This window comes from Mycolicibacterium septicum DSM 44393 (genome assembly GCF_000455325.1).
In the GTDB taxonomy this organism is placed as follows: Bacteria; Actinomycetota; Actinomycetes; order Mycobacteriales; family Mycobacteriaceae; genus Mycobacterium; species Mycobacterium septicum.
This window is the reverse complement of sequence record NZ_HG322951.1, coordinates 2049880-2076608: the sequence shown is the minus strand read 5'-3', so window position 1 is coordinate 2076608 and position 26729 is coordinate 2049880. Positions and strand designations below refer to the sequence as shown.

Genomic DNA, 26729 nt, shown 5'->3' with positions numbered 1-26729 from the left:
GGATTCCGCGGGCACGAGCTATCCGCCTACCGCGCAGGCCGATCCGGTGCCCCGCCCCCGGGCACGCATGGCCAGCCGGACCCGGCTGATCCGGCCGCGTCCTGGCATCGGGGTGTCCCGGCCCGCGCCGGCCACCTCATAGCCGGAGACCCGGGCCTCCAGCCGGGCCGACGCGCCCTGCCAGTCACCATCGGTGATCAGCAGGGTGCAGCCTTTCTGCCGGGCCCGTGCCACCATCACCCGGGCCCGGCTCGGCGGCACCGAACGTCCGCCCAGCCCGAGCACCACCAGATCCATCCCGTCCATCAGCACCGAGGCCACCTCGACGGGGTCGGCGCCCGGGTCGGGGATCACTGCGAGCCGGCTCAGATCGGCGCCCATCTCCACCGCGGCCAACAGTCCGACATCGGGTTGGCCGACGATCACCGCATGCCCACCCGCGGCCGTCACCGCCGCCACCATGCCCAGCGACAGCGATCGGGCACCCGCGGCCACCGCGACGGACCCGCGCGGCAGCATCGTCGGCAGGCCTTCCGGCAACGTCTCAACCAGCGTTTCAGGCTCCGCCAGCAAAGATTCCCGAGCCGGAATCACCGCCGCGGCCCGGGGCATGCCGCGATGCGCCTGGCCAACCTTCCCCGATACCGAGGCAATCTTGCGCCGAAGGTGTTCTACCTGTTCGGAGCGGGTGAGCCGGTGTAAATCGAGCTCCGCCGCAACAGTCACAACAACACCTCCCGCACCATCTGTTCGCCATCATTTTCGAATATATGTTCGATGGCTCGAGTAAACACCCACCCCCCGACAGCGTCAAGCCGCGGTGGGCGGTCACCGACCCCGGAAGGCGGGGCCGGCCGGAATGGCTCTGCGACCGCGCGGACCTTAAGTTAGAGTTCCGTTCACCAGAACCCGCTTCGGGATGGGACTGGCCACGACTTGCGTTGCAGGTAGTGGGAATCCACTGCGATTCGCCGAAGGCCAAGTTCTGTAACAGCACGGGGGACAGTGAGGACAGCATCATGAAGTCTGGGCAGTTGACTCGTCGGCTCACCGTCATCGCCGGCGGTGCGGCAGTCATCGGGATGATCTCGTTCACCGCGGCGTGCGGTACCGAGGAGAAGAAGGGTCCCGAGACCACCACGCCGACCACGACGACGACGACCACCACCACAACGCCGGCCACTCCCGCCCCGCCGCCTACGGTCGAGCCGACCGAGAAGTCGATCAACCCCACCGGCGGCAACCTGTTCACCCCGGGCGTGAAGGCACCCCCGGCCCCGACCGCGATCCCCGGCGACAACTAGACGCGGAGCGCAGAAAGTCGGTCGTTCTCCCATGGCCGGGAAGAACATCGCCCCCGGGCGGGCGTTACTGGCGCTGATCCTGTTCAGCGTCCTGCTGGTCTCCGACCTGCGAACCAGCCCCACCACGGGCAATTGGGCGTACGGACCCACCCAGATCACGGGTCCGTACGCCCAACTACTTTCTGCCTCAACCGATCTCGGGCCGGCCGACACCGGCTCGGCACAGCTGACCATGACGCTGCACGGCGCCACCCGGCCTGCTGCGCTGTTCGGGTGGGCCGAGCAGCGCTCACTGTCGATCCGGTGGCGACCCGGTGATGCCTGGGCGATCGCCGAGGGCCGATCCGCCGCGATGGCATCCGCTTTCGGGGTGGACATCCATGACTACCGGGGCCGCCGCGGTCAGGAGTTCTACGCCTCACCGCAGCAGCCGTCGGTACCCGAACCGCTGGCCGGGGAGGTCTCCGGAGTCGGCCGCATCCTGGGCTACACGCCGTACCGGATGTCGCTGCCGGACCTGCGGAACCTACCCACCGATGTTCCGGACCAAGGGCTGACGCCACAGGCGGTGCTCAACACCTACAACCTTGCCGGCCTGGCGAAGCAGGGGTTCACCGGCAAGGGCACCACCATCGTGTTCTTCGCGTTCGACGGTTTCGACCAGGCCGATCTGGACACGTTCGCCGCCACATTCGGCCTGCCCAGGTTCACCCCGACAGTGGTCGGCGGCCAACCGAGCGCACCGCGTGGTGAGACCACCATGGACCTCCAGGTCGCCCACGCCGTCGCCCCTGACGCGCAGAAGGTCGTGGTCAACGCCAGGCAGACAGTGCAAGGTGACGGTGCCTACGAGAAGATCGGGAAGATGCTGGAGTCCGCGGACCAGCAGTTCCCCGGCGCGGTGTGGAGCTTCTCGATCGGCTGGGGCTGCGACAAGTTGATCACCGCCGCCGATCTCGCCCCCGTCCGCTCCGCACTGGCCACCGCGCACACCCACGGCACCACGGCATTCAACGCCAGCGGTGACCTCGCCGGCCTGGAATGCAAAGGCGGACAAGACTGGTCGTCCGCGCCCGGCAAGGACGACATCGGCCTCGACTCGGTGGCCTCCCTTCCCGAGATCACCGATGTCGGCGGCACGACGCTGTCCACCGACGCCGACGGCGACTGGCTGGCCGAGCAGGCCTGGTTCGACGTTCCGCTGTCGCAGGGCACCGGCGGCGGCGTGTCCGCGCTGTTCGACCGCCCGGACTGGCAGAAGGGGCTGTCCGCCCCCGGCAGCACCGAAGCCGGCGGCGAGCAGAAGCGGCTGACTCCCGACATCTCCGCCGTCGCCGACCCGTTCACCGGAGTGAAAATCGTTCTGAACGGCCAGGTTCTGGTCGGGGGCGGGACCTCGCAGTCCGCACCGCTGTGGGCCGCGATGGCCGCGGTGATGAATCAGTACCTGATCGCCAACGGCGGCCGCGCGCTCGGCGATTTCAATCCGCTGCTGTACCGCATCGCCAGAGGAGCACCGCTGCCGGCGTTCCGCGACGTCACCCTCGGCGGCAACGCGGTCGCCAGTGCCGCACCCGGCTACGACCTGGTGACCGGGCTGGGCACACCCGACGTGGAAAACCTCGCCAAGAACCTTCTCATCCTGCAGAAGGCGAGCCGATGACCGATACGCCCGACGACACCGACGTCCCCACCACCGAATGCCGCGTCTGCAAGATCGACGTGCCAGACGGCAAGTACTGCGGTCTGTGCGGGGTACCGATCGACAAGGAGCGAGGAGACGGACCGGAATGGTTGCGCCTCAGCGCATCCTGCGTCGCCCCCGATGAGCACCTGCTACGCCCGTCGATCGCCAGCTCGCTGTTCCCCCATCTGTCGCACCAGTCCCGCATGCCGTTCCGCATCGCGATGCTGGTCCTGCTGGCCGGGTTGGTGGCGTGTGCGCTGTTACGGCTGCCCGCGGCCCTGATCGCGGTTGCCGCACTCGGGCTCCCATTGCTGTTCCTGCTCTACCTCTATGAGTCCGACGCCTTCCGCGATCTGCACCGCGTCAATCTGGCGGTGGCCATCGTGCTGGGAGTCGCGCTGGGCGTGGGCTGGGTGCTCCTCACCGGCCACGCCATGGCCAAGTCCTACGGCGTCCCACTCGGTGTGGGGGTGACCGGATCCCGGATGGTGCGCAACGGCTTGGGTATTCCGCTGGGCGGCGCGGTCCTGATGCTGGTACCTGCCGTCGTGGTCCGCGTGCTGCGCCCGGCGAGCCGGGAATCGTTGGACGGCTTCATGATCGGCGCACTCGGCGCGACGGCATTCACCGCGGCGGCCACCCTGACCCGGCTGGCACCACAGCTCACCACCGGAATGGTGGCCCGCAACCGCCCGATGTCCGGGCTGATCGTCGAAGCCGGAATCCGCGGTGTCGCCGTACCTTTGACCGCAGCGGCCATCGGCGGCCTGATCGGCGCGGCATTGTGGTTCACCCGCCCCGCCACCAAGGCCGACAAACACGTCGGCTACGTCCGGCTGGTGATGTTCTCCTGCGCGTTCGCGGTGCTGATCATCTACACCGCGCTTGGCCTTGTCGATGTTGCCCGTATCCCCCAGTGGATCCAGCTCGCGGTGCACATCGGGGTTGCGCTGCTGGCGATCTTGGCGCTGCGCGTCGGTCTGCATCTGGCGCTGCTGCACGAAGCACAGGACGAGATCGCCTCCGACCAACCCATCTTCTGCCCACGCTGTGGTCACGTCGTGCCCGACATGTCGTTCTGCCCCCACTGCGGTGCGGCCACCCACGCATCGTCACGCACATCCCGGGCCGAACGCCGCGAGCACCGGCCGGTACGTGATCCGGGGGCCGGCACCGGATGAGCACGTTCTTTCCCGGCTACGCGGTACCCATTTCCACGGGCAGGACCCGAGCCGTCCGCGGAACCTCGGCCCTGAAACTGCTGGCGATCCTGGGCACCGGAATCGCCCTGGTGGCCGGTGCATTGGTCTGGGTCTCCCATGCCACGAGCAAGTCCCCGGCCCGCTACATGTGTCCACCCGACTGTGGGCGGCCCCCGACCGGGCAGGCCGTGGTGATCAATCCGGTGTTCACCGCCCCAGACGGAAGCTTCTCGGTCTCCTACCCGGTGGCTTCCTCTGCGTACAAGGTCACCACCAACCCGACGGGTGTCACCGCGGAATTCCAGGCCGGTGACGGCGGCATGCTGCAGTTGTTCAGCGAACCGGCAGGCGGGCGCAGCCCCGAGGACATCGCCAATTCCCTGGTCAAAAAGACCTTTCCGGACACCAAGACCGCCTACAACATCCCGAATGCGATGGTCGGTTACCACCCGGGCTTCGGGCTGGTCGCCGACTGCTGGCCACAGGGCGCCACAAGTAACTACATGCGGATGCGGGTCCTGGTGTTGGTCGCCGTGAAAGACGACCTCGCCCTCGTCGCGTCGGCCGTCGGACCCTACCGGGAGTTCGGCCCCGGCTCCGGCGCCAGTAAACCCTCGGGCGCGAACCTGCAGTTGGCGCTGGACATGGGCAAATATGTCAACAGCTTCCGCTGGCGCGGAGATCCCAACCGCTGAACCAGCTTTTCGATACGGTGCCGCCGCCGATCGAAAACTCACAATTGACGCCCACGCCGGGCCGCGCCGGGTTAGAGTTTGCTGGCAATCCGATTCGGGCGCTGTTCCCGAATCGCCAGGCGGGGGACAGTTAGGACTAATCATGAGGTCACGCCCATCAACTCGTCGCCTCGCGGCCGCCGCGGCTTCGGTCGCGATCGTCGGAATGGTCGGGCTCAGCGCTTGCGGTACGGGCGAAAAGGCACCCGAGACCACGAGCCCCACCCCGACCACCACCACGACAACGACGACCCCCACAACGCCGCCGCCCGCGGGGCCCACCGAGAAGCAGGTCTCCCCCGGCGGCGCCAACAAGTTCACGCCCACCCACGTTGAGCCGGTGGCGCCGCCCACCGGACGTCACGGGATCGGCAGCCCCCACCGGCAATAGCACCGTCGGATACCGGCCGTTGACCGTGCGGCCACCCACGCCATGAGCACCGGAACCGGCTCCGGCGACACCTTGCCCACCATCGAATGCCGGGTATGCCGGGCCGAGGTTCCGGCGGGCACATTCTGCGGCCGATGCGGTGCGCATCTGGATCCGCGGCGCGATGGGCCCGGGTGGTTGCGAATCCGCGCGTACTGCGCGGGCCGCGAGCACCTGCTGCGGCCGTCGGTGGTCAGTTCGCTGTTCCCCCAACTGCCGCAGCGTTCGCGCGCACCGTTCCGGCTGGCGATAGTGGTGCTGGTGGTCGCCGTGGCCGCGTGTGCCCTGCTGCGACTGCCGGCGGCGATGAACGCGCTCGCCGCTTTCGGGGTGCCGCTGCTGTTCGTCGCATACCTACGCAGATCGGTTTTCTCCCACGATGTTCCGGCACGCACGATGCTGCTGACCGCCGTCCTGGGCGCCGGGCTGGGCGCGGCATGGACCCTCATGACGGCAACCGCGGTGGCCCGCGAGTACGACATGCCGATGGGTGTCGACATTCCGCAGTTCCGAATCATCCGCGACGGCCTCGGTGTCCCGCTCGGCGCGATGTTGCTGATGCTCACCCCGGCAGTGGTGATCCGCCTGTTCGCCCCGCGACCACGAAAATCGCTGGGCGGCTTTGCCATCGGCGCAGTGAGCGCGCTGGCTTTCACCGCGGCTGCCACGCTGAGCCGGCTGGCTCCACAGTTCGACGACGGGATCGTGGACCACGACCGGCCATTGAGCGGGCTGCTGGTACAGGCCGGCATCCAGGCGGTGGCGGTGCCCTTGACCGCTGGGGCCGCCGGAGCTCTCGTCGGTATCGCCTTGTGGTTCACCCCGGCACCGGACAACCCGCGGCAGAACCCGAAGACCGTACGTACGGCGGTGGCATTGACGGCCGCAACCGTCCCCGCCTGCTATGCGATGCTCGGGCTGATCGATGTCGCGCCCGTGTCTCAGATGTTGGTGTTGGCAGTGCATCTGGCCGTGACGGCGTTGGCGATGCTGGCGCTGCGAATCGGCCTGCAGCTCGCGTTGCTCTATGAAACCTCCGACGCCGCCGTTCCTTCAGACGGATCGCTGCTGTGCCCACAATGCGAACGCACCGTTCCCGATGTGAGGTTCTGCCCGAACTGTGGCGTCGCGATCCGCGCGTTGTCGCCACCGGCGCATCGGGTCGGCAACCGGCGGCTGTTGGGGGCGTGGGGCGCGGGTGTTGCGTTGTTGGCTGCGGCCCTCGTCGGGGTTTCGGCATTGGCCAGCCCCGCTCCCGAACGTTACGTATGCCCGCCGGACTGCGGCCGTCCGCCGACGTTCGAGCCGGTCGCGACGAATCCCCGCTTCACCGCCCCGGATGGCGGGTTCTCGGTCGCCTATCCGGCCACCGGTGCCGCCTACACGGTCACCACCGCCGATAACGGGGTGACCGCGGATCTTCTGGTCGGAGACGGCGGCACCATGCAACTCATCAGCAAGCCCGCAGCCGGAAGGACGCCGAAGGAGATCGCCACGGCCCTGATCGAGGACACCTACCCCGACGCCGACATGGACTATGAGATCCCGAATGCCATGGTCGGCTACCAACCCGGGTACGGGATGGTCCTCGACAGCTGGCCGCAGAACGCCACCGGCGACTACATGCGGTTGCGGGTGGTGATTCTCGCGGCGGTCAAGAACGACCTGGCACTGATCGCCGTCGCGACCGGCCCGTATCACGCGTACGGCCCCGATTTCGGTCCCGGCATTCCGTCCGGCGCCAACTTGGATCTGGCACTGGATATGGGCAAGTACGTCAACAGTTTTCGGTGGCGCGGAGACCCCGCGCGCTGAGCCTCGGCGGGCATGAACCGAATGTCCGCCATCGTCAATTGGTGACATTGACAAATGTCATCAATTGCTGGTGTACTCCAGACACGCTTCAACGAGGAGGCCCCATGTCCGGAACCACCGGAATTCACCCGGCCCGACGCGGATCCGTGCGGTCCCGCAGCGCATCCAAGGTCAGCAGCCTCACCCTGCGCCAGGTCAGTGCGGCTCTGCCGCCGGATACCGGCTGGGGACTGTGGACCTCACGCAGGCTGATCGCGCGGATCATGGCCACCTTCGGTCCATCGCTGTCAGGCACCCGCGTCGAACATGTCGACGTGCGCATGGCCGACGGCAGACGCGTCGTGGGCGAATGGGTGCGCGGCCCCGGGGTGACCGAAGGCGAACGTGCCATCTACTACCTTCACGGCAGCGGATTCGCGCTGTGCTCACCTCAGACGCACCGGCGGCTCACCGCATGGCTGTCGCGCCTGACCGGACTGCCCGTGTTCTGCATCGACTACCGGCTGGCTCCCGAACACCGGTTCCCCGCCGCCGCCAACGATGTCCACGCCGGGTGGGATTGGTTGTGCACCGAACGCGGGCTCCGTCCGGACCGCATCGTGATGGCAGGCGATTCCGCGGGCGGGCACCTCGCCGTGGATCTGCTCCTGCAGCCCGACGTCGTCCACCCGGCAGGGTTGGTGCTGTTCTCCCCGCTGGTCGACCTGACCTTCACGCTCGCCCGCACCCGTGAGAGCCTGCAGCCCGACCCGGCGATTCGCGTCGCCGACGCCGCTCGCCTCGTCGAGTTGTATTGCGGGAAAGTGGATGTCAGTCATCCTCGGCTGAACCTGGACGTCGCGGGCGGGCGTCAGTTACCGCGAACCCTGATCCAGGCCGGCGGCGCCGAGATGCTGCTCGCAGATGCCCGCTCGCTCGACGCGGACATCCGGGCCGCGGGCGGTCATGCCGACCTGCAGGTCTGGCCCGATCAGGTACACGTCTTCCAGGCCTTGCCCCGGCTCAGCCCAGAAGCCGTCCCGGCCATGCAACAAGCAGCACGCTTCATCTCGGAATCCCTGCGCTGCAACGCCGATGAGAAGACCGTCGAGGTGGCCGGATGAATATCTTCGGATCGGGCCGCAAGCGCAGCCGGCACGCCGACGCCGTCGTCACCGGCGGGGGCAGCGGCATCGGCGCCGCCTTCGCACGCGAACTGGCCTCCCGCGGCGGCCGGGTGGTGTGCAGCGACATCGACGAGGCCGCGGCTCGTGCGACCGCCGAGGCCATCATCGCCGACGGTGGGCAGGCCATGTCGGTGCGTTGCGACGTCTCACAGATCGATGAGGTCACCCACCTCGCCGAGGCCGCGCAAACCTGGTTCGACGGGCCGCCCTCCCTGGTCGTCAACAACGCGGGCGTCGGCGCGGGCGGCCGGCCGATCGGCGAGGTCCCCCTCGACGACTGGAACTGGGTGCTCGGCATCAACCTGTGGGGACCGATCCACGGCTGCCACGTGTTCACGCCGATTCTGCGTGCCGCAGAGGGGGATCAGCCCCGCGGCATCATCAATGTGGCGTCCGCCGCTGCCTTCGGCGCGGCTCCGGGAATGGCCGCCTACAACGTCAGCAAGGCCGGGACCCTGTCGCTGTCGGAGACCCTGGCCGCCGAGCTGGCCGGCACCGGTATCAACGTCACGGTGCTGTGCCCGACGTTCGTCAAGACCAACATCGTCGAAGCGGGCCGGATCACACCTCAATCGACGCAGCTGGCCGACCGGCTGATGCGGTGGACCGGGTTCTCCCCCGAACGGGTGGCACGGATGTGCCTGGACACCAACGACCGTGGCGGTCTCTACTGCATGCCACAACCCGATGCCCGGATCGGTTGGGGCATCAAACGACTCACCCCGACCGTGTACACCCGCGCTGTCGGCCTGACCACCCGCATCACCAGTCACGAGGAGGTTTCGTAATGGCCATGGACATGGAACGAATGCTGGCGAAGATCAAGGACCGGCAGTGGGCCCTGGCCGACATCGACTGGGACGCACCGGGCGCCGAGACCATCACCGACGAGATGCGACCGAAACTCAAGGCTTTCATGGCCGACCTGTGCTGGATCGAAAACGTCGGTGCACGTGGGTTCGCCGCGCTGGCAAAGAAGGCGCCGACCCCGACCATCGCCGAGATCTACCGCTACTTCCACGCCGAAGAGCAGCGGCACGCCAATGCCGAGCTGGCTCTGATGAAGCGCTGGGGCATGCTCGAAGACGGCGAGATGCCCGAACCGAACGTCAACATCCGGCTGGCCATCGAATGGCTGGACACCTTCTCCGACAACATGTCGCTGTCGGTGCTCGGTACCGTCATCCCGATGCTCGAGGTGGCTCTCGACGGAGCACTGTTGAAGTTCCTGCTCGAAGAGGTCGACGACCCCGTGTGTCATCAGGTCTTCGAGAAGATCAACAACGACGAATCCCGCCATATCGCGGTCGATTTCGAAGTGCTCAACATGATCGGCAATTCCACCGCGCGGCGACTGGCGGTCGAATTCGTCGGCAACGTGGCGTCTCCCGGGGTCATCATCGGCACCTTGATGTACGTCCCGCTGCTCAACCGGATGCGCAACAACATCGTCGACATGGGCCTGCAGCCCGAGAAACTGTACAAGGCGATGATGCGCTTCAAGGAGATCGGCGGCCGCGGTGAGCACACCTGGCGGGTGCCGACCTATCAGCTGCTCAAGCTGCACGGCCGCATGGTCACCAACCCGCGCCACCCCTACCACTGGATCGCCAATCCCATGGTGTGGGCCTCGGACCGCTATCCGAAGACACTGCTGCGGCCGATCCCCAGCTGGTTCAAAGAGCTGACCCACGAGCCGGCGGCCTGACATGGTGAATCGGACCTACGACACGCTGATCGTCGGTGCCGGGTTCACCGGCATCGGCACCGCCATCAAATTCATCGAGGCCGGGATCGACGACTTCGTCATCCTGGACCGTTCGGACCGCGTCGGCGGGACCTGGCGCGACAACACCTATCCCGGTGCGGCATGCGATATTCCGTCGCTGCTGTACTCGTTCTCGTTCGTCAAGAACCCGGAGTGGTCGCGGGCCTACTCCCCGGCCGGCGAGATCCGTCAACACATCGAGGGCATGGTGGACTCGTTCGACCTGCGCCGCCGGATCCAGTTCGGTGTCGAGGTCAACGGTCTGTCGTTCGACGAGACCGAAGGCGTCTGGACGGTCAACACCACCGGCCGTAAGCGCTTTCGGGCGCGGACCGTGGTACTGGCCTCCGGTCCCCTGCCCGACCACAAGTGGCCCGACATCCGCGGACTGGACACCTATGAGGGCCACAAGATCCACAGCGCAAACTGGGACCACGACTACGACTTCACCGGCAAGCGCGTCGCCGTCATCGGCACCGGGGCCAGCGCCGTGCAGATCATCCCGGAGCTGGTGAAGACCGCGGGCTTCGTCAAGGTGTTCCAACGCACCCCGGGCTGGGTGATCCCACGTCTGGATATCGCCACTCCCCCGGCGGCACGCACGCTGTTCACGAAAGTGCCTGCCGTGCAACAGCTTGCCCGCCAGATCCTGTTCTGGGGTCACGAGGCGAGCGCGACGGCGATGGTGTGGGACACCCCGCTGACAGGGCTGGTGGCGCGGGTCGGCAAGGCGCATCTGCGCCGGCAGGTTTCCGATCCGTGGCTGCGCAGGCAGCTGACACCGGATTTCACCCCGGGCTGCAAGCGGATGCTGGTCTCCAGCGATTACTACCCGGCGCTGCAGCGCGACAACTGCAAGCTGATCGACTGGCCGATCGCCACGATGAGCCCGGTGGGCATCCGCACCAGCGACGGCATCGAACACCACCTCGATGCGATCGTGTTCGCCACCGGTTTCGACGTCCATCTCACCGGCCCGCCCTATCCGGTCACCGGTCTCGGCGGCCGGTCCCTGGCCGACGAATGGAAGGGTGGCGCTCAGGCCTACAAGAGCATCAACGCCCACGGGTACCCGAACCTGTTCCTGATGACCGGGCCCAACTCCGGGCCGGGACACAATTCGCTGCTCGTCTACGTCGAGGGCCAGATCGACTACGCCGTCTCCGGCATCAGCACGATCCTGCGCAAGAACCTTCGCTACCTCGACGTGCGCGCCGACGTGCAGCAACGGCACAACACCCGCCTTCAGCAGCGACTGACCAAAACCACCTGGATGTCGGGGTGCACCAGCTGGTACCTGACCGCGGACGGATTCAACGCGTCGATGTATCCCGGAACCGCCACCCAGTATCTTCGACAGATGCGGGATTTCCGGCTCGGTGACTACGACGTAGCGGTGCGGGACGCGCGCGTCCCGATCAGCTCTTCGGCCTGATGGCGGGCAAGCAGCCCCGGCAGTCGGCGGGCGCCATCTCGACGATCCTCACCGGTCTGCGCCGGGCGCCACGGCAGATCCGGCGCGGATCGCGTGACGTCATCGAAACGGCGGTGTCCCAGCTGTTCGACGCCGCCGTCCAACCGCACGGCGCCGCAGCGTCCGGCGAGTACCGGATCGAGGAGCTCGCGCGGCTGGCCGACACGACCACCCGCAACATCCGGGTGTATCGCGACCGGGGATTGCTGCACCCGCCGCTGCGGGTCGGCCGGATCGCGCTGTTCAACGACACGCATCTGACCCGGCTGCGGTTGATCACGTCGATGCTGGACCGGGGCTACAACATCGCGCACGTCCACGAGATGCTCAGCGCGTGGGAGCAGGGCAAGGACATCGGCGATGTGCTGGGCCTGGAGGACGCCATCGCGGGCAACTGGGCGACCGAGAAACCCGAGCGGATGTCGCTGGCCGAAGCCAAACGGCTGGTCGATGACGACGCCGGGTTCGACCGGCTGGTCGGCAACGGCGTGATCAAGCTCGAGAAGACCTCGGACGAGGCAATCGTCGTGCGGCCCAAGCTGATCGAGGCGTTCAACGAGGTCCGGCGGTACGGCGTGCCGATCGACACGCTGATCAACGTGCACGAGCAGGTCGTGCCGCTCCTGGACCAGATCAGCTCGATCCTGGTGCAGGCCGGGGTGGATCAGGTGTCCGAGAAGATCAAGCCCGGCGAGTCACTGCCCGCCGATACCGAAGTGGCCGAACTGATCACGATGTTGATCCAGTTCCGGACGCAGGCCGTCTCCGCGGTGAGCGCGACACTGGCCGCCTCGATCGAGTCGACCATCGAATCGGTCGTCAGTCAGATGTTGACCGAGTACGTCGAGAACGCTGCCGAGTAACCGGCGTCTATTCCCACTCGATGGTGCCCGGCGGCTTGCTGGTGACATCCAGCACCACCCGGTTCACCTCGGGCACCTCGTTGGTGATCCGGGTCGAAATCCGTTCCAGCACTTCGTAAGGCACGCGGGTCCAGTCCGCGGTCATCGCGTCCTCACTGGAAACCGGGCGCAGCACGATCGGGTGACCATAGGTACGACCGTCGCCCTGCACACCGACCGAACGCACGTCGGCCAGCAGCACCACCGGGCACTGCCAGATCTGCTGGTCCAGGCCGGCGGCGGTGAGCTCCTCGCGGGCGATCGCATCCGCGCGGCGCAGGGTGTCGAGCCGGTCGGCCGTCACTTCGCCGACGATGCGGATACCCAGACCGGGACCCGGGAACGGTTGGCGGCCAACGATTTCCTCCGGCAGGCCCAGCTCACGGCCGACCGCGCGCACCTCGTCCTTGAACAGCAGCCGCAGCGGCTCGACGAGCTTGAACTTCAGGTCGTCGGGCAGGCCGCCCACGTTGTGGTGGCTCTTGATGTTGGCGGTGCCGGTGCCGCCACCGGATTCCACCACGTCCGGGTACAGCGTGCCCTGCACCAGGAACTCGATCTCACCCTCGCTCGCACCCAGGGTGTCGCGAACCACCCGCTCGAACGCCCGGATGAACTCGCGACCGATGATCTTGCGCTTGCCCTCGGGGTTGGTCACCCCGGACAGTGCCTCAAGGAAGCGATCGGCGACGTCGAGGGTGACCAGTTTGGCACCCGTTGCCGCGACGAAGTCCCGCTCGACCTGCGCGCGCTCGCCCGCCCGCAGCAGACCGTGGTCGACGAACACACACGTGAGGCGGTCCCCGATGGCGCGTTGCACCAGTGCGGCCGCCACCGCGGAGTCGACGCCACCGGACAATGCACAGATCGCCTGACCGTCGCCGATCTGCTCCCGCACCGCCTCGATCAGCTGATCGGCGATGTTGGCGGCGGTCCACGTCGCGCCGATGCCTGCGAACTCGTGCAGGAACCGGCTCAGCACCTGCTGGCCGTGCGGGGAATGCAGGACCTCGGGGTGGTACTGCACGCCGGCCAGCCGGCGGGCCCGGTTCTCGAAGCCGGCGACGGGGGCCCCGGCGCTCGAGGCGATCACATTGAACCCATCCGGCGCCGCGGTGACCGCGTCGCCGTGGCTCATCCACACCGGCTGGGTGCCCGGCAGTTCAGCGTGCAGGTCACCTCCGCTGACGCTCAGCTCCGTGCGCCCATATTCGCTGGTCCCGGTGTGTTCGACGGTGCCGCCCAGCGCCTGGGCCATGGCCTGGAAGCCGTAGCAGATGCCGAACACGGGGACGTCGAGATCGAACAACGCGGGGTCCAGGCGCGGGGCGCCCTCGGCATAGACACTGGCCGGGCCGCCCGACAGCACGATGGCCTGCGGACCCTTGGCCTTGATCTCCTCGACCGTGGTGGTGTGCGGGATGACCTCGGAAAACACCCGCGCCTCACGGACCCGGCGAGCGATCAGCTGTGCGTACTGAGCGCCGAAGTCGACGACGAGGACAGGACGGGGAGATGCAGATGTCACCGCAACAGTCTAGGAGGTGACGCGTTTGCCCACCGAGACGGGCAAAAATCGTCTCGACAGCGCTGAACTGGCCCGCAGCAGTCGCGGCAGACGGCGTGTTTAAGACCCCCGCCCGCGTGGTGATTACGCATGATGAAGGAGACGTCGGCGAAAGCGAGGTGCCCGGTGCTGGGCCTGCCCGAACAGATCACTGCCTGCCTGTTCGACCTCGACGGCGTACTCACCGATACCGCCAGCGTGCACAAGAAGGCCTGGAAGGCGATGTTCGACGAGTTCCTCAAGGCACGGGCCGAACGCACCGGTGAACCCTTCGTCGCTTTCGACATCAACGCCGACTATCTGAACTACGTCGACGGCAAACGCAGGCAGGACGGTGTCCGCTCGTTCCTGGCCAGCCGCGGGATCGAGTTACCCGAGGGCACACCGGACGACGGCACCGACGCCGACACCGTCGAGGGTCTGGGCAACCGCAAGAACGCGATGTTCCACCAGACCCTGCAGGCCGACGGGGTCGAGGTGTTCGAAGGATCCCGGCGCTATCTGCAGGCCGTCACACAGGCCGGCCTGCGCCGGGCAGTGGTGTCCTCCAGCGCCAACACCGAGGAGGTACTCAAGATCACCGGATTGGACGCATACATCGAGCACCGCGTGGACGGGTTGACGATGCGCGACGAGAACCTGCCGGGCAAGCCGGCACCGGACAGCTTCCTGCGCGCGGCCGAACTCCTCGGCGTCTCCCCCGCCCAGGCCGCCGTGTTCGAGGACGCGTTGGCCGGGGTCGCGGCCGGGCGGGCCGGAAAGTTCGGTTTCGTGGTCGGCGTGGACCGGGTCGGGCAGGCCGAGCAATTGCGCCGCGACGGCGCCGACATCGTCGTCACCGACCTGGCGGAGTTGATGTAGCGCCATGATGATCACCCACGACGCGTACCCGGTCGAACCGTGGCAGGTGCGCGAAACCCGTTTGGATCTCAACCTGCTGGCTCAGTCCGAATCGTTGTTCGCACTGTCCAACGGACACATCGGCCTGCGCGGCAATCTCGACGAGGGCGAGCCGTACGGCCTGCCGGGCACGTATCTGGCCGGGTTCTTCGAGGTGCGTCCACTGCCCTACGCCGAAGCCGGGTATGGCTACCCCGAGGCCGGCCAGACCGTCGTCGACGTCACCAACGGCAAGATCATGCGGCTGCTGGTCGATGACGAGCCCTTCGACGTGCGCTACGGCGATCTGATCGAGCATGAGCGCACCCTGGATCTGCGCGCCGGCACCCTGACCCGCCTCGCCCACTGGCGCTCCCCCGCGGGAAAACAGGTCCGGGTGGTCTCCACCCGGCTGGTGTCCTTCGCGCACCGCGGCGTGGCCGCCATCGAGTACATCGTCGAAGCCGTGGGCGAATTCGTGCGGGTGACAGTGCAATCCGAACTCGTCACCAACGAGGACCAACCCGAGACCTCTGGCGACCCCCGCGTCTCGGCAGTGCTCAAACACCCGCTGCACGCCGTGCACCACGAAAACACCGACACCGGTGCGCTTCTGGTGCACCGCACCGTCGGCAGCGGCCTGATGATGGCGGCCGCGATGGACCATGACGTCGAAGTGCCCGGCCGGGTCGAGGTGAGCACCGACTCCCGTGACGACCTGGCCCGGACCACCATCATCTGTGGACTGCGAGCCGGACAGAAGCTGCGCATCGTCAAATACCTCGGCTACGGATGGTCGAGCCTGCGTTCGCGTCCCGCGCTGCGCGATCAGGCCGCCGGCGCCATCACCGGCGCCCGCTACAGCGGGTGGCAGGGGCTGTTGGACTCCCAGCGCGCCTACCTCGACGACTTCTGGGACTCCGCCGACGTCGAGGTCGAGGGTGATCCGGATTGCCAGCAAGCGGTGCGGTTCGGGTTGTTCCACGTGCTGCAGGCCAGCGCCCGCGCGGAGCGGCGTGCGATCGCGGGCAAGGGGCTGACCGGCACGGGCTACGACGGCCATGCCTTCTGGGACACCGAGGGTTTCGTACTGCCGGTGCTGACCTACACCAAGCCCCAGGCGGCAGCCGACGCGCTGCGGTGGCGGGCCTCCACCCTGGACCTCGCCCGCGACCGCGCAGCCCAGCTCGATCTGGAGGGCGCCAGTTTCCCGTGGCGCACCATCCGGGGTGAGGAGTGCTCGGCGTACTGGCCTGCGGGCACCGCGGCATGGCACATCAACGCCGACATCGCCGCTGCCTTCGAGCGCTATCGCGTTGTCACCGGGGATGACTCGCTGGAGCGGGAATGCGGCCTCGAGGTTCTGGTGGACACCGCCCGGCTGTGGATGTCGCTGGGACACCATGACCGCCACGGGATCTGGCATCTGGACGGCGTCACCGGACCCGACGAATACACCGCGGTGGTCCGCGACAACGTGTTCACCAATCTGATGGCCGCCCACAACCTGCGGGTGGCCGTCGACGCCTGCATGCGCCATCCCGAGGCGTCCTACTCGATGGGCGTGACCACCGAGGAGACCGCGGCCTGGCGTGACGCCGCCGATGCCGCCCATATCCCCTACGACGAAGAACTGGGTGTGCACCCGCAGTGCCAAGGCTTCACCACCCTGGCCGAATGGAACTTCTCGGCCAACACCTCCTATCCGCTGCTGCTCAACGAGCCGTACGTCCGGCTCTACCCGGCCCAGGTGCTCAAGCAGGCCGATCTGGTGCTGGCCATGCAGTGGCAGAGCCACGCGTTCACCCCGGACCAGAAGGCCCGCAACGTCGACTACTACGAGCGCCGCACCACCCGCGATTCGTCGCTGTCGGCGTGCACCCAGGCGGTGATGTGCGCTGAGGTCGGCCACCTCGAGCTGGCCCACGACTACGCCTATGAGGCCGCGTTGATCGACCTGCGGGATCTGCACCAGAACACCCGCGACGGCCTGCACATGGCCTCGCTGGCGGGTGCGTGGACGGCATTGGTGGGCGGTTTCGGCGGACTGCGCGACGACGAGGGCATCCTGTCGCTGGACCCGCACCTGCCCGACGGCATCTCATGCCTGCGTTTCCGGCTGCGCTGGAAGGGATTCCGGGTGACCGTCGATACGCATCACGAGGCCGTCACCTATACCCTGCGCGACGGGCCCGACGGGTCCCTGACCATCCGTCACGCCGGGAAGGACGTCGTGCTCAGCACCAGCGAACCGACCACCGTCGCGATCGTTCCCCGGCACCCGCTGATGCCTGCGCCGCCCCAGCCGCTCGGGCGCGAGCCCGTGCGTCGTCGCACCGGCCACTCCGACTGACATTGATCACCCGACGGGGTTTGGAGGGGGAACGTCGTTGGGTACTCGGCTCCTATAAGTGACAGCGGTGGTATCGCCGCGCGCGATGACCTCCGCTGAACAGCGAAAGGAGCGACGGGGTGACCGGTACCCAGCCCAAGCCGACAACCACCGACGCCGGAATCCCGGTGTACAGCGACGAACACTCGTTGACGATCGGTCCGGACGGCCCGATCCTGCTGCAGGACCACTACCTGATCGAGCAGATGGCGATGTTCAACCGGGAGCGGATCCCGGAGCGCCAGCCGCACGCCAAGGGCGGCGGCGCATTCGGTCACTTCGAGGTGACCCACGACGTCAGCGCCTACACCAAGGCCGCGCTGTTCCAGCCGGGCGTCAAGACCGAGACCCTGACCCGGTTCTCGACCGTCGCCGGTGAGCGGGGCAGCCCAGACACCTGGCGCGACCCTCGCGGGTTCGCGACCAAGTTTTACACCACCGAGGGCAACTTCGACATGGTCGGAAACAACACCCCGGTGTTCTTCATGCGGGACCCGTTGAAGTTCCAGCACTTCATCCGCTCGCAGAAGCGGCGATCCGACAACAACACTCGCGATCACGACATGCAGTGGGATTTCTGGACGCTGTCGCCGGAATCCGCGCACCAAGTCACGTGGCTGATGGGTGACCGCGGCATCCCGAAGGACTGGCGGCACATGAACGGCTACTCCAGTCACACCTACAGCTGGATCAACGCTGCCGGAGAGATCACCTGGGTGAAGTACCACTTCATCACCAACCAGGGCATCGACTTCCTCACCCAGGAGGAAGCCGACCGAATGGCCGGCGTCGACGGCGATGCCCATCAGCGTGATCTGTACGACTCGATCGACCGCGGCGACTTCCCGAGCTGGACGTTGAAGGTGCAGCTCATGCCGTTCGAGGAAGCCAAGGACTACCGGTTCAACCCGTTCGACCTGACCAAGGTGTGGCCGCACGGCGACTACCCGCTGCACGATGTCGGCACGCTGACACTGGACCGCAATGTCGAGGACTATCACACCGAAATAGAGCAGGCCGCGTTCGAGCCGAACAACCGGGTGGCCGGCACCGGTCTGAGTCCGGACAAGATGCTGTTGGCCCGCGACTTCTCCTACGCCGACGCCCACCGTCACCGGCTCGGGACCAACTACAAGCAGATCCCGGTGAACGCGCCGAAGGTCGAGGTCAACAGCTACTCGAAGGACGGCGCGATGCGGATCAAGAATGTGACCGATCCGGTGTACGCACCGAACTCGTACGGCGGGCCGCAGGCCGATCCGGCGCGCACCGGCGAATCGGTCTGGCGCGCCGACGGCGACATGGTGCGCGCCGCTTACACGCTGCACGCCGAGGACGACGATTGGGGCCAGGCCGGAACCATGGTGCGCGACGTGCTCGACGACGCGGCACGGGACCGGCTGGTCTCCAACATCGCCGGCCACCTGTCGAAGGGCGTCTCCGAGCAGGTCCTGGAACGGGCCTTCGAGTACTGGAAGAACGTCGACAAGCAATTGGGCGAGAAGATCGAATCGTCAGTCCGCAGCGGCAGCTGATCAAACCGCAGATGCGTCGCCGGGATCGAGGATCTGCGCGATCTCGGCGCTCATCGCGGCGCGCACGTCGTCGTCGGTGATCGGATCCAGGCCGGTCGCGGCCTTCAGGAACGGTTCGAAGAAGCGCCAACCCAGTTGCAGGGCAACGGCGTTCGCAACGGCAAGCCGTCCGCGGCGCTCGTCGTCGAACTGCGGCAGCACCTGCCCGAGCAGCCTGGTGACACCCGGAAACCGGGTCTGCAGTTGCCCGATCGGGTAGCCGTCGAGCAGCGCCCGGGCCATCACGCGCATATGCCGGTCCATGTTGTGCTCGATCTCGTCGGCGGGACCGCCGTCGTCCAACAGCGTGGTGAGCCGGGCACCGAGGTGATCGAGGACCGCGCCGACCAACTGCTCCTTGGTGCCGAAGTGCCGGTAGATCAGCCCGTGGTTGACCTTGGACCTGGCGGCGATGTCACGGATCGACGTGGCCGCCACCCCACGCTCGGCGAACAGTTCGGCCGCCGCGGACAGTGCCGCGGCCACCACCTCGTCACGGCCCACCGGGCTCGCCGGATCTTTTGCCGGTGGCGTCGGTGTAGTCACGTGGTTACACTAGCTCACATGCAGGTGTAGTCACCTGACTACAGTTGTTCCCACCAGCGCAAAGGACTGATCCGATGACCGCTTCCACCATCGCTCCCCTCACCGTCAAGAAGCTCGGCAGCCGGATCGGCGCCCGCATCGACGGGGTCCAGCTGGGCGGGGATCTCGACAAGAGCACGGTCGCCGAGATCCGGCGCGCGCTGCTGGAGCACAAGGTGATCTTCTTCGGCGGCCAGCACGACCTCACCGACGAAGGGCACCACGCCTTCGCGCGGCTGCTGGGCCAGCCGGTCGGCCACCACGCGCTCAAGCAGGCCGATGCGCCGATCATCACCCCCCTCGACTCCGAGTACGCCAAGGCCACCCGCTGGCACACGGACGTCACGTTCGTGCCCGACTACCCCGCCATCTCGATCCTGCGAGCGGTGACGCTGCCCGAATACGGTGGATCCACCCTGTGGGCATCGACCGCGGCCGCCTACGACGCGCTCCCCGAGCCGCTCAAGCACCTCACCGAAAACCTCTGGGCCGTCCACAGCAACCGCTTCGATTACGCGGCCGCGCCGGTGGCCTCGCTCACCGACGAACAGCAGCAGATGCGGGCCGCGTTCGAGAAGCCCGATTTCCGCACCGAGCACCCGGTGGTCCGGGTGCATCCGGAAACCGGCGAACGCACCCTGGTGGCCGGCGACTTCACCCGCGGCTTCCTCGGCCTGGACAGCCACGAATCCTCGACGCTGCTGGAATTGCTGCAGCGCCGGATCACCGTTCCGGAGAACACCATTCGTTGGAACTGGGCACCCGGCGACGTCGCCATCTGGGACAACCGGGCCACCCAGCACCGCGCTGTCGACGACTACGACAACCAGCGCCGGGTGATGCACCGCGTGACGCTGTCCGGTGACGTGCCCGTCGACATCCACGGGCAGCGCAGCCGGCCGCTCGCGGATGCCGCTCTGCTCCAGGCGGTCTGACTCACATCTTGATCGCCGGCATCAGCCGGATGATGTTCCACTGCCGGTTACGCCGGGCCGACAGCGACGAGATGGTCAGGGCACCGACCCAGATCAGCAGCAGCGTGATGATCGCCTGCCACAGCCGGTGATCGATACCGCCGAGGATGAGCTGACGTAATCCGTTGACGCCGTACGTCATCGGATCGTAGTTGTGGAACGCCTGGAACGGTCGTGACGTGGTCTCCACCGGATACATCCCGCCTGCGCTGACCAACTGGAGCATGAGCAGGGCCATCAGCAGCACCCGGCCCACCGCGGGGCCGACGAAGGCGTTGATCGCCTGCGTCGCCGCCACGAAGGTGCACGAGATCAGCATCATGAAGCCCAGCATCGCGACCGGATGTGCCACCTGCATGCCCAGGGCGAACCGCACCACGCAGTAAAGGATGATGGCCTGGAATATCCCGATCACCGCGGCGGGCACGTAGCTGGCGAGCACCACTCGGATCGCCAGTACCTCCGCGGCGATCGGGCGGTTCTGCAACGGACGCAACACCATCCACAGCACGAGCGCACCGAAGAACAGGGCGAGCGTGATGAAGAACGGCGCCATCCCGGTGCCGAAGTTGGGCGCGGCGTTCTCGGCCGAGTTCTGCAGGTGGACCGGACCGCCGATGGTGTCGGCGATCGCCTCCTTCTGCGCGGGTGTCCAATCGGGCACCTGGCCGGCGCCGTCGGCGAGCTTGGTCGCCAACTCGGCCGATCCGGACCGCAACTGCGAGGTACCCGATTTCAGCTGCCCGGCACCGGTGTCGAGTTTGGCTATACCACTGGCCAATTCGGCATTGCCCGAGGCCAGCTGCTGAGCTCCGCTTCGCAGCTGGTTCAGCTTGGCGTTGAGATCGGAGTTCTTGCTGCCGACCTGATCGAGCGCGGAGTTCAGCGGGCTGCCGGGGTTGCGCAACGACGACGTCATCGAGATCGCGGCATTCTCCGCATCGGTGAGCTGTTGGCGGATCTGCGGGGTGAACTGGTGGGCCCGAAGGTCATCCTGGACACCCCGCAGCGTTCCGGCCGCGTTGTTGGCAAGCGGATCCGGGCTGGCCGAGAGCTGATCGATCACCGACGTCAGCGCCGTCGCAGCGGAATCCTGCGCCCCGGTGATGGCGCCGATCTGGTCGTTGGCCTGCCGCAGTGCAGCGGTGCCGTCTTCCAGTTTCTGGGTGTCGCCACCGACCTTCGACAGCGCGGACGTCACCGCGACCAGCGGGTCGGTGGCCTTGGTGATCCCGTCGGAGAGCTGCTTGGCACCGGTGGCCAGCTGGGCCGAGCCGGACCGGGCGCTGTGAAGCCCGGTTGCCAGCTGACCGGCGCCGTCATCGACTTTCACTGCCCCGTCGGCGAGTTGGGCCGCACCGTCCGCGGCCCGCTTGATCCCGGCGCCCGAGCTGACCACGACCGAGAGCACCTGGTTGACCGCCTGGCCCGAGATCCGCGTCGACACCGCGTTGAGCACCTGGTCGATCGCGGTGCGGCCGATGTTCGACGAGATGTAGTTGTTGGCGTCGTTGTAGACCGCATTCAGGTTGGCCTGCTTGGGGTTCCCGGTCAGCGGTGATGCGATCGCCTCACTGAAATCGGCCGGCAGCTCGAGCATGAAGTAGTACTGGCCGTGCTCGACGCCCCTACGCGCCTCGTCGTCATCCACCACATGCCAGTTCAGGCTCGCATCGTCGGTCAGGCTCTTGGCGATCTCGGCACCGACATTGATGTGCTGGCCCGAAACCACCGCGCCCCGATCGGCATTGACGAGTGCCACCGGCATCTTGTCGACCTGGCCGAAGGGGTCCCAGTAGGCCCACAGGTACAGCGCGCCGTACACCAGCGGCAGCAGCATCAGCACCACGATCGCGGCGCGGGTCATCCGGCTGCGGCCGAAGCGTTTGATTTCCGAGCCGAAGGCGAGTCCGGCGGCCGGGGCTCCGAAGTTGAGTCTTGCAAACATCATTCGTTCTTTCCGGTCAGGATGCGGTGATCGTGCAGACCGTGGTCGGGGGCTTCGACACCGAGCGGATTGGTCACGCCGACAACGACGGTGCGCTGGGTGGCGATGGCGCCGAGTCGTTCGACTGCGACCGCCCGGCGCGAGTTGTCCCTTACCTGTTCGAGGTCGCCGACCACCAGGATCGGACGATTCGAGAACAAGGCCAGGGTGACTTTCAGCAGGAACAGGTCGAGATCGGACAGTTCGCTGATGTAGGTCGCGGCCGCCGGCGGCGTCAGTGCCCCGAAGACCTCACGGAGTGCGGATTCGCCGGCCTCGATCGGAACCCGTCGATACCACGGTGCCAGCCACCGGCGCTGCTCGGCGAGCACCGTCTGCACGGTGACCGAGTCCTCCAGCTCGTCGATGTCGGCGAACGCCGCGATTGCGCAGTGCCGCCGGATCGCTCGGGGGGCGGTCTCGCCGCAGACCGTCACGGTGCCGCTGGTGGGCTTGAGCCGGCCGGCCAGCGTGAGCAGCAGTGCGGTCTGGCCCCAGCCGCCGGGCATCTGAATGGCGTGGAATCCCGGCGTGAGCTCGAGGTCGATGTTCGAGAACAACGGTCCGTGCTCGCCGTCCACCCCCAACCCGGCCGTGACGATCTGCGGCGCGTCCTGCGCGGCGCCCGCCTCGGGCGCATCGGTCGCGTCGTCCCCCTCGGACGCCCGGGTGTCCTCGGCGTCGTCCTGATCTTCCATCTCCGACCTTTCGATACTCACTGGTATCCAAACGATACCAGCGAGTATTGTGTTCCCCATGTCGGCTGTCAAACCCGCCCGCACCCGTCCCACCCGCGACGAGGTGCGCGACCGGATCCTCGACGCAGCGCTGAAGGTTTTCGCGGCCGAAGGGTTCGCCGGCGCCACCATCGACGCCATCGGTCACGCCGCGGGATTCACCAAAGGTGCGGTGTACTCCAACTTCGAATCCAAGGACGAGTTGTTCCTGGCCCTGCTGGACCGGCAGTTCGAGAGTCGCGGCGCCCTCATCGCAACCGCTCTGGACAGTGGGCACGGCGACACCGCCGCGATCGCCGCGGCATTGAGCAGGTCAACGCTGGATTCGATCCACGATCAGACCGAGTACCAGATCGTGCTGACCGAGTACTGGCTGCGTGCGGTCCGGGATCCCCAGCTCCGCGAACGCCTGGTGGCCCGCCGCCGCGCGGCCGCCGATCAAGCGCTGCGCATCGTCGAACAGGCCGGTACGTCCCTGCCCGGTCGCCAGCTGTCGGCACTCGCCCAACTGGTGGTCACCATCATCTCCGGCATCGCCACCGAGGAGGTGCTGCAACCGGGGACCGTCGATGTCGACACACTCACCCGGCTGTTCACCGCGCTGCTCGAATCCAGCCCAGCTCCCGGCCGGTAGCGGCTCAGGCCAGCTTCTTGTGCACCGGCCGCCCGCCGGTCGCCTCGAAGATGACCCGCTTGCCGATCTCGACGGCGTGATCGGCGAATCGCTCGTAGTAGCGACCCAACAGCGCGACGTCGACAGCCGAGCACACCCCGTCGTCCCACTGACGGTCCAGCAGCAGGGTGAACAGGTGACGATGCTCGGCGTCGACGGCGTCGTCCTCGTCGCGCAGGCGTGCGGCGGCGTCGGGATCGCGCGACACCAGCACCTCCTGCGCGGTGCGCGCCAACTGCACGGCCTGGGCGCCCATCTCGGCAAAACTTGCCCGCACCTCGTCCGGCAGCGCGCATTCAGGATGGCGCAACCGGGAGATGTCGGCGACATGCACCGCGAGCGCGCCCATGCGGTCGATATCGGCGGCGATGTGCATCGAACCGACGACGGTGCGCAGCTCACTGGCGACCGGCTGCTGCAGGACCAAGAGCCGGAACGCCGACTCCTCGATGCGGTGGTTGTAGGCGGCGATGTGTTCGTGGTCCGCGATGACCTGCTCGGCCAGTGACAGATCGGAGTCGAGCAGGGCCTGGTTGGCCCGCTGCATCGCACTGACCGCCAGCGCGCACATCTCGGCGAGTTGAGTGGACAGTGCCGCCAACTCGTCGTGGAACGCCTTCCGCATGCGCCGCACCCCTCCCGGCCGGACCTCGCCGCCCGGCGAGGGTTAGGTACCCGGAATGGGGCGGGACCTAACCGCCCGAGTTGACGGGTTCGATCGGCAGCCGCCGCAGTCCGGCAGGCGCCTCGGCCGGCACCACGGGATGTGCGGGCGCGATCGGCGCCAGTTTCCGGTACGGCTCATTCTGCGCCGGACGCTCGTCGTTCTGCCCGTTGTTCGGCCACAACGACGCGGCCCGCTCGGCCTGCGCGGTGATCGACAGCGACGGGTTCACCCCGAGGTTCGCCGAGATCGCGGCGCCGTCCATGACGTAGAGCGTCGGGTAGTTGTACACGCGCTGATACGGGTCGATGACACCGTGGTCGGCGCTGTCGCCGATGGCCGCCCCACCCAGGAAGTGCGCGGTGAGCGGGATGTTGAACAGCTCGCCCCAGGTGCCGCCCGCGACCCCGTCGACCTTCTCCGCCATCCGCCTGGTGAACTCGTTGCCCACCGGGATCCACGTCGGGTTCGGCTCGCCGTGGCCCTGTTTGGACGTCATGACCCGCTTGCCCCCGGGCCCACGCTTGGTGAAGGTGGTGATCGAGTTGTCCAGATGCTGCATCACCAGGGCGATGACCGTGCGCTCACTCCACCGCTGCGGGTTGAGCAGACGGATCAGCTTGCCCGGATCCTGGCGACCCTGTTCGAGGAACTGCCGCCAGCGGGGCACGTCGGTGCCCTGCGGCCCGGTGCCGTCGGTCATCAGCGTCTGCAGCAGCCCCATTGCGTTGGAGCCCTTGCCGTAGCGCACCGGCTCGACGTGAGTGTCGGCGGTGGGATGCACCGAGGAGGTGATGGCCACGCCGTGGGTCAGATCCATGCCGGGTGTCACCGTGAGGGTCTGGGCACCCACGATGGACTCGGAGTTGGTGCGGGTCAGCACGCCGAGTTTGGCCGAGAGCTTGTTCAGCTTGCCGGTATCGCGCATCTTGAACAGCAGCTTCTGGGTGTTGTATGTGCCGGCCGCCAGGACCAGGTGTGTCGCGGTGAAGGTCTTGCGGCGACGACGCAGCTTGCTGCCGGTGCGCACGGTGGTGACCTCCCACAGCCCGTCGGCGCGCTGCTCGAAACTCGTCACCGTCGTCATCGGATGCACTTGCGCCCCAGCGGATTCCGCCAGTCCCAGGTAGTTCTTGACGAGGGTGTTCTTGGCGCCGTGGCGACAACCGGTCATGCATTCGCCGCACTCGATGCACCCGGTGCGGGCCGGTCCGACACCGCCGAAGAACGGGTCGGGCACGGTCTTGCCCGGTGTCATCTCGCCGTCGAGGCCGAAGAACACCCCGACGGGCGTTGCGACGAAGGTGTCCCCGCAGCCCATGTCGTCGGCGACCTCTTTGACGATGCGGTCCGCGTCGGTGAAGGTCGGGTTCTTGACCACACCGAGCATGCGCTGAGCCTGGTCGTAATGCGGCATCAGCTCGGCACGCCAGTCGGTGATGTCCTTCCACTGCGGATCGTTGAAGAACGGGTCCGGCGGCACGTAGAGGGTGTTGGCGTAGTTCAGTGATCCGCCGCCCACGCCCGCACCGGCCAGGATCATCACGTTGCGCAGCAAGTGGATGCGCTGGATGCCGTACATGCCCAACTGCGGCGCCCACAGGAACTTGCGCAGGTCCCACGAAGTCTTGGCGAAGTCCGGGTCGGCGAACCGTTGGCCGGCTTCGAGTACACCGACCCGATAGCCCTTCTCAGTCAGCCGCAGCGCGCTCACGCTGCCGCCGAACCCCGAACCGATCACCAAGACGTCGTAGTCAGGCTTCATGTGATCAGTATGACGCTACCGACAGGTAACTTCTAGACAGGAGGCCCTAACTTGTAAAGACGAGCGTCAGCTCCCGACGGTCAGGCCGACCTTCTGGAACTCCTTGAGATCGCAGTACCCGGCCTTGGCCATCGACCGGCGCAGGCCACCGACCAGGTTCAACGACCCGAACGGATCGTCGGACGGTCCGTTGAGCACCTGCTCCAGGCTGGGCCGCTCCCCGACCGCCACCTGCAGCAGCGCGCCGCGCGGCAAGGACGGGTGCGCCGCCGCGGACGGCCAGAACCAGCCGCCGCCCTGCGCTTCGTCGGCCACGGCCAGCGGCGTGCCCAACACAACGGCGTCGGCGCCGCAGGCGATCGCCTTCGCCAGATCACCCGAGCTGTGGATATCGCCGTCGGCCAGCACATGCACGTAGCATCCGCCGGTCTCGTCGAGGTATTCGCGACG

The 26729-nt window shown here is 67.2% G+C and carries 24 protein-coding genes; 16 read left to right on the top strand and 8 right to left on the bottom strand.

Annotated features, from left to right (window positions below):
- Nucleotides 1–18: 18 nt before the first annotated feature.
- On the bottom strand, nt 19–726 hold the full coding sequence (locus TX88_RS09785) for a DnaE2-dependent mutagenesis accessory factor ImuA' (RefSeq protein WP_044516406.1): 708 nt from the start codon (nt 724–726) through the stop codon (nt 19–21).
- Nucleotides 727–1019: 293 nt separating this feature from the next.
- On the opposite strand from TX88_RS09785, the gene TX88_RS09780 reads away from it, so the two are divergent.
- The 11 genes from TX88_RS09780 (at nt 1020) to TX88_RS09735 (ending at nt 12443) form a co-directional block, all read left to right on the top strand.
- Nucleotides 1020–1304 (top strand): hypothetical protein, encoded by a 285-nt coding sequence (locus tag TX88_RS09780; RefSeq protein WP_044519260.1) that lies wholly within the window; start codon nt 1020–1022, stop codon nt 1302–1304.
- 31 nt (nt 1305–1335) lie between these two features.
- Nucleotides 1336–2967, top strand: coding sequence for a S53 family peptidase (locus tag TX88_RS09775; protein WP_044516405.1), 1632 nt, complete (start codon nt 1336–1338; stop codon nt 2965–2967).
- Nucleotides 2964–4172 (top strand): zinc ribbon domain-containing protein, encoded by a 1209-nt coding sequence (locus TX88_RS09770; RefSeq protein ID WP_044516403.1) that lies wholly within the window; start codon nt 2964–2966, stop codon nt 4170–4172. The genes TX88_RS09775 and TX88_RS09770 overlap by 4 nt, the downstream gene beginning before the upstream one ends.
- Nucleotides 4169–4888, top strand: a complete 720-nt coding sequence (locus tag TX88_RS09765) for a hypothetical protein (RefSeq protein ID WP_044516402.1) — start codon at nt 4169–4171, stop codon at nt 4886–4888. Before TX88_RS09770 ends, TX88_RS09765 begins: the two co-directional genes overlap by 4 nt.
- Nucleotides 4889–5030: 142 nt before the next feature.
- Nucleotides 5031–5318: a hypothetical protein gene (locus TX88_RS33245; RefSeq protein WP_084621851.1), complete on the top strand. Its 288-nt coding sequence runs from the start codon at nt 5031–5033 to the stop codon at nt 5316–5318.
- Between the two features lie 42 nt (nt 5319–5360).
- A complete protein-coding gene (locus TX88_RS09760; RefSeq protein WP_044516400.1) occupies nt 5361–7172 on the top strand; it encodes a zinc ribbon domain-containing protein in 1812 nt (603 codons plus the stop codon).
- Between the two features lie 104 nt (nt 7173–7276).
- Nucleotides 7277–8275, top strand: coding sequence for an alpha/beta hydrolase (locus tag TX88_RS09755; RefSeq protein ID WP_044516398.1), 999 nt, complete (start codon nt 7277–7279; stop codon nt 8273–8275).
- Complete coding sequence (locus TX88_RS09750; protein ID WP_044516397.1) at nt 8272–9126, top strand: SDR family NAD(P)-dependent oxidoreductase; 855 nt, start codon at nt 8272–8274, stop codon at nt 9124–9126. Before TX88_RS09755 ends, TX88_RS09750 begins: the two co-directional genes overlap by 4 nt.
- Nucleotides 9126–10046: a reductase gene (locus TX88_RS09745; RefSeq protein ID WP_044516395.1), complete on the top strand. Its 921-nt coding sequence runs from the start codon at nt 9126–9128 to the stop codon at nt 10044–10046. Before TX88_RS09750 ends, TX88_RS09745 begins: the two co-directional genes overlap by 1 nt.
- 1 nt (nt 10047) lies before the next feature.
- The gene (locus TX88_RS09740; RefSeq protein ID WP_044516393.1) at nt 10048–11541 is read left to right on the top strand and encodes a flavin-containing monooxygenase; all 1494 of its coding nucleotides are present in this window, start codon (nt 10048–10050) and stop codon (nt 11539–11541) included.
- Nucleotides 11541–12443: a MerR family transcriptional regulator gene (locus tag TX88_RS09735; RefSeq protein ID WP_044516391.1), complete on the top strand. Its 903-nt coding sequence runs from the start codon at nt 11541–11543 to the stop codon at nt 12441–12443. The genes TX88_RS09740 and TX88_RS09735 overlap by 1 nt, the downstream gene beginning before the upstream one ends.
- A 7-nt stretch (nt 12444–12450) precedes the next feature.
- Here TX88_RS09735 and guaA read toward each other — a convergent pair whose 3' ends face one another.
- Nucleotides 12451–14010 (bottom strand): glutamine-hydrolyzing GMP synthase, encoded by a 1560-nt coding sequence (gene guaA, locus TX88_RS09730; protein WP_044516389.1) that lies wholly within the window; start codon nt 14008–14010, stop codon nt 12451–12453.
- 129 nt (nt 14011–14139) lie between these two features.
- On the opposite strand from guaA, the gene TX88_RS09725 reads away from it, so the two are divergent.
- From TX88_RS09725 to TX88_RS09715, 3 genes are all read left to right on the top strand, one after another.
- Nucleotides 14140–14910, top strand: a complete 771-nt coding sequence (locus TX88_RS09725) for a beta-phosphoglucomutase family hydrolase (protein WP_044516388.1) — start codon at nt 14140–14142, stop codon at nt 14908–14910.
- Nucleotides 14911–14917: 7 nt separating this feature from the next.
- The gene (locus TX88_RS09720) at nt 14918–17281 is read left to right on the top strand and encodes a glycoside hydrolase family 65 protein (protein ID WP_044519259.1); all 2364 of its coding nucleotides are present in this window, start codon (nt 14918–14920) and stop codon (nt 17279–17281) included.
- A 119-nt stretch (nt 17282–17400) separates the two neighbouring features.
- On the top strand, nt 17401–18855 hold the full coding sequence (locus TX88_RS09715; protein ID WP_044516385.1) for a catalase: 1455 nt from the start codon (nt 17401–17403) through the stop codon (nt 18853–18855).
- Here TX88_RS09715 and TX88_RS09710 read toward each other — a convergent pair whose 3' ends face one another.
- A complete protein-coding gene (locus tag TX88_RS09710; protein WP_084621850.1) occupies nt 18856–19440 on the bottom strand; it encodes a TetR/AcrR family transcriptional regulator in 585 nt (194 codons plus the stop codon).
- Between the two features lie 74 nt (nt 19441–19514).
- Here TX88_RS09710 and TX88_RS09705 point away from each other — a divergent pair, with 74 nt between their 5' ends.
- Nucleotides 19515–20414 carry a TauD/TfdA dioxygenase family protein gene (locus TX88_RS09705; protein ID WP_044516383.1) on the top strand — a complete coding sequence of 300 codons (900 nt, stop codon included), beginning with the start codon at nt 19515–19517 and terminating at the stop codon, nt 20412–20414.
- Nucleotide 20415: 1 nt separating this feature from the next.
- On the opposite strand, the gene TX88_RS09700 is transcribed toward TX88_RS09705, so the two are convergent.
- On the bottom strand, nt 20416–22401 hold the full coding sequence (locus tag TX88_RS09700) for a YhgE/Pip family protein (protein WP_084621849.1): 1986 nt from the start codon (nt 22399–22401) through the stop codon (nt 20416–20418).
- Entirely contained in the window at nt 22401–23138 is a 738-nt protein-coding gene (locus tag TX88_RS09695; RefSeq protein WP_044516381.1) for a P-loop NTPase family protein, read from the bottom strand. Before TX88_RS09695 ends, TX88_RS09700 begins: the two co-directional genes overlap by 1 nt.
- A 58-nt stretch (nt 23139–23196) precedes the next feature.
- On the opposite strand from TX88_RS09695, the gene TX88_RS09690 reads away from it, so the two are divergent.
- Entirely contained in the window at nt 23197–23811 is a 615-nt protein-coding gene (locus TX88_RS09690; protein ID WP_210742629.1) for a TetR/AcrR family transcriptional regulator, read from the top strand.
- A gap of 4 nt (nt 23812–23815) precedes the next feature.
- On the opposite strand, the gene phoU is transcribed toward TX88_RS09690, so the two are convergent.
- From phoU to TX88_RS09675, 3 genes are all read right to left on the bottom strand, one after another.
- Nucleotides 23816–24475: a phosphate signaling complex protein PhoU gene (phoU, locus tag TX88_RS09685; RefSeq protein ID WP_044516378.1), complete on the bottom strand. Its 660-nt coding sequence runs from the start codon at nt 24473–24475 to the stop codon at nt 23816–23818.
- A gap of 67 nt (nt 24476–24542) precedes the next feature.
- Nucleotides 24543–26279, bottom strand: coding sequence for a GMC family oxidoreductase (locus TX88_RS09680; RefSeq protein ID WP_044516376.1), 1737 nt, complete (start codon nt 26277–26279; stop codon nt 24543–24545).
- Nucleotides 26280–26345: 66 nt separating this feature from the next.
- A partial coding sequence (locus TX88_RS09675; protein WP_044516375.1) for an IMP dehydrogenase occupies nt 26346–26729 on the bottom strand: 384 nt, incomplete at its 5' end.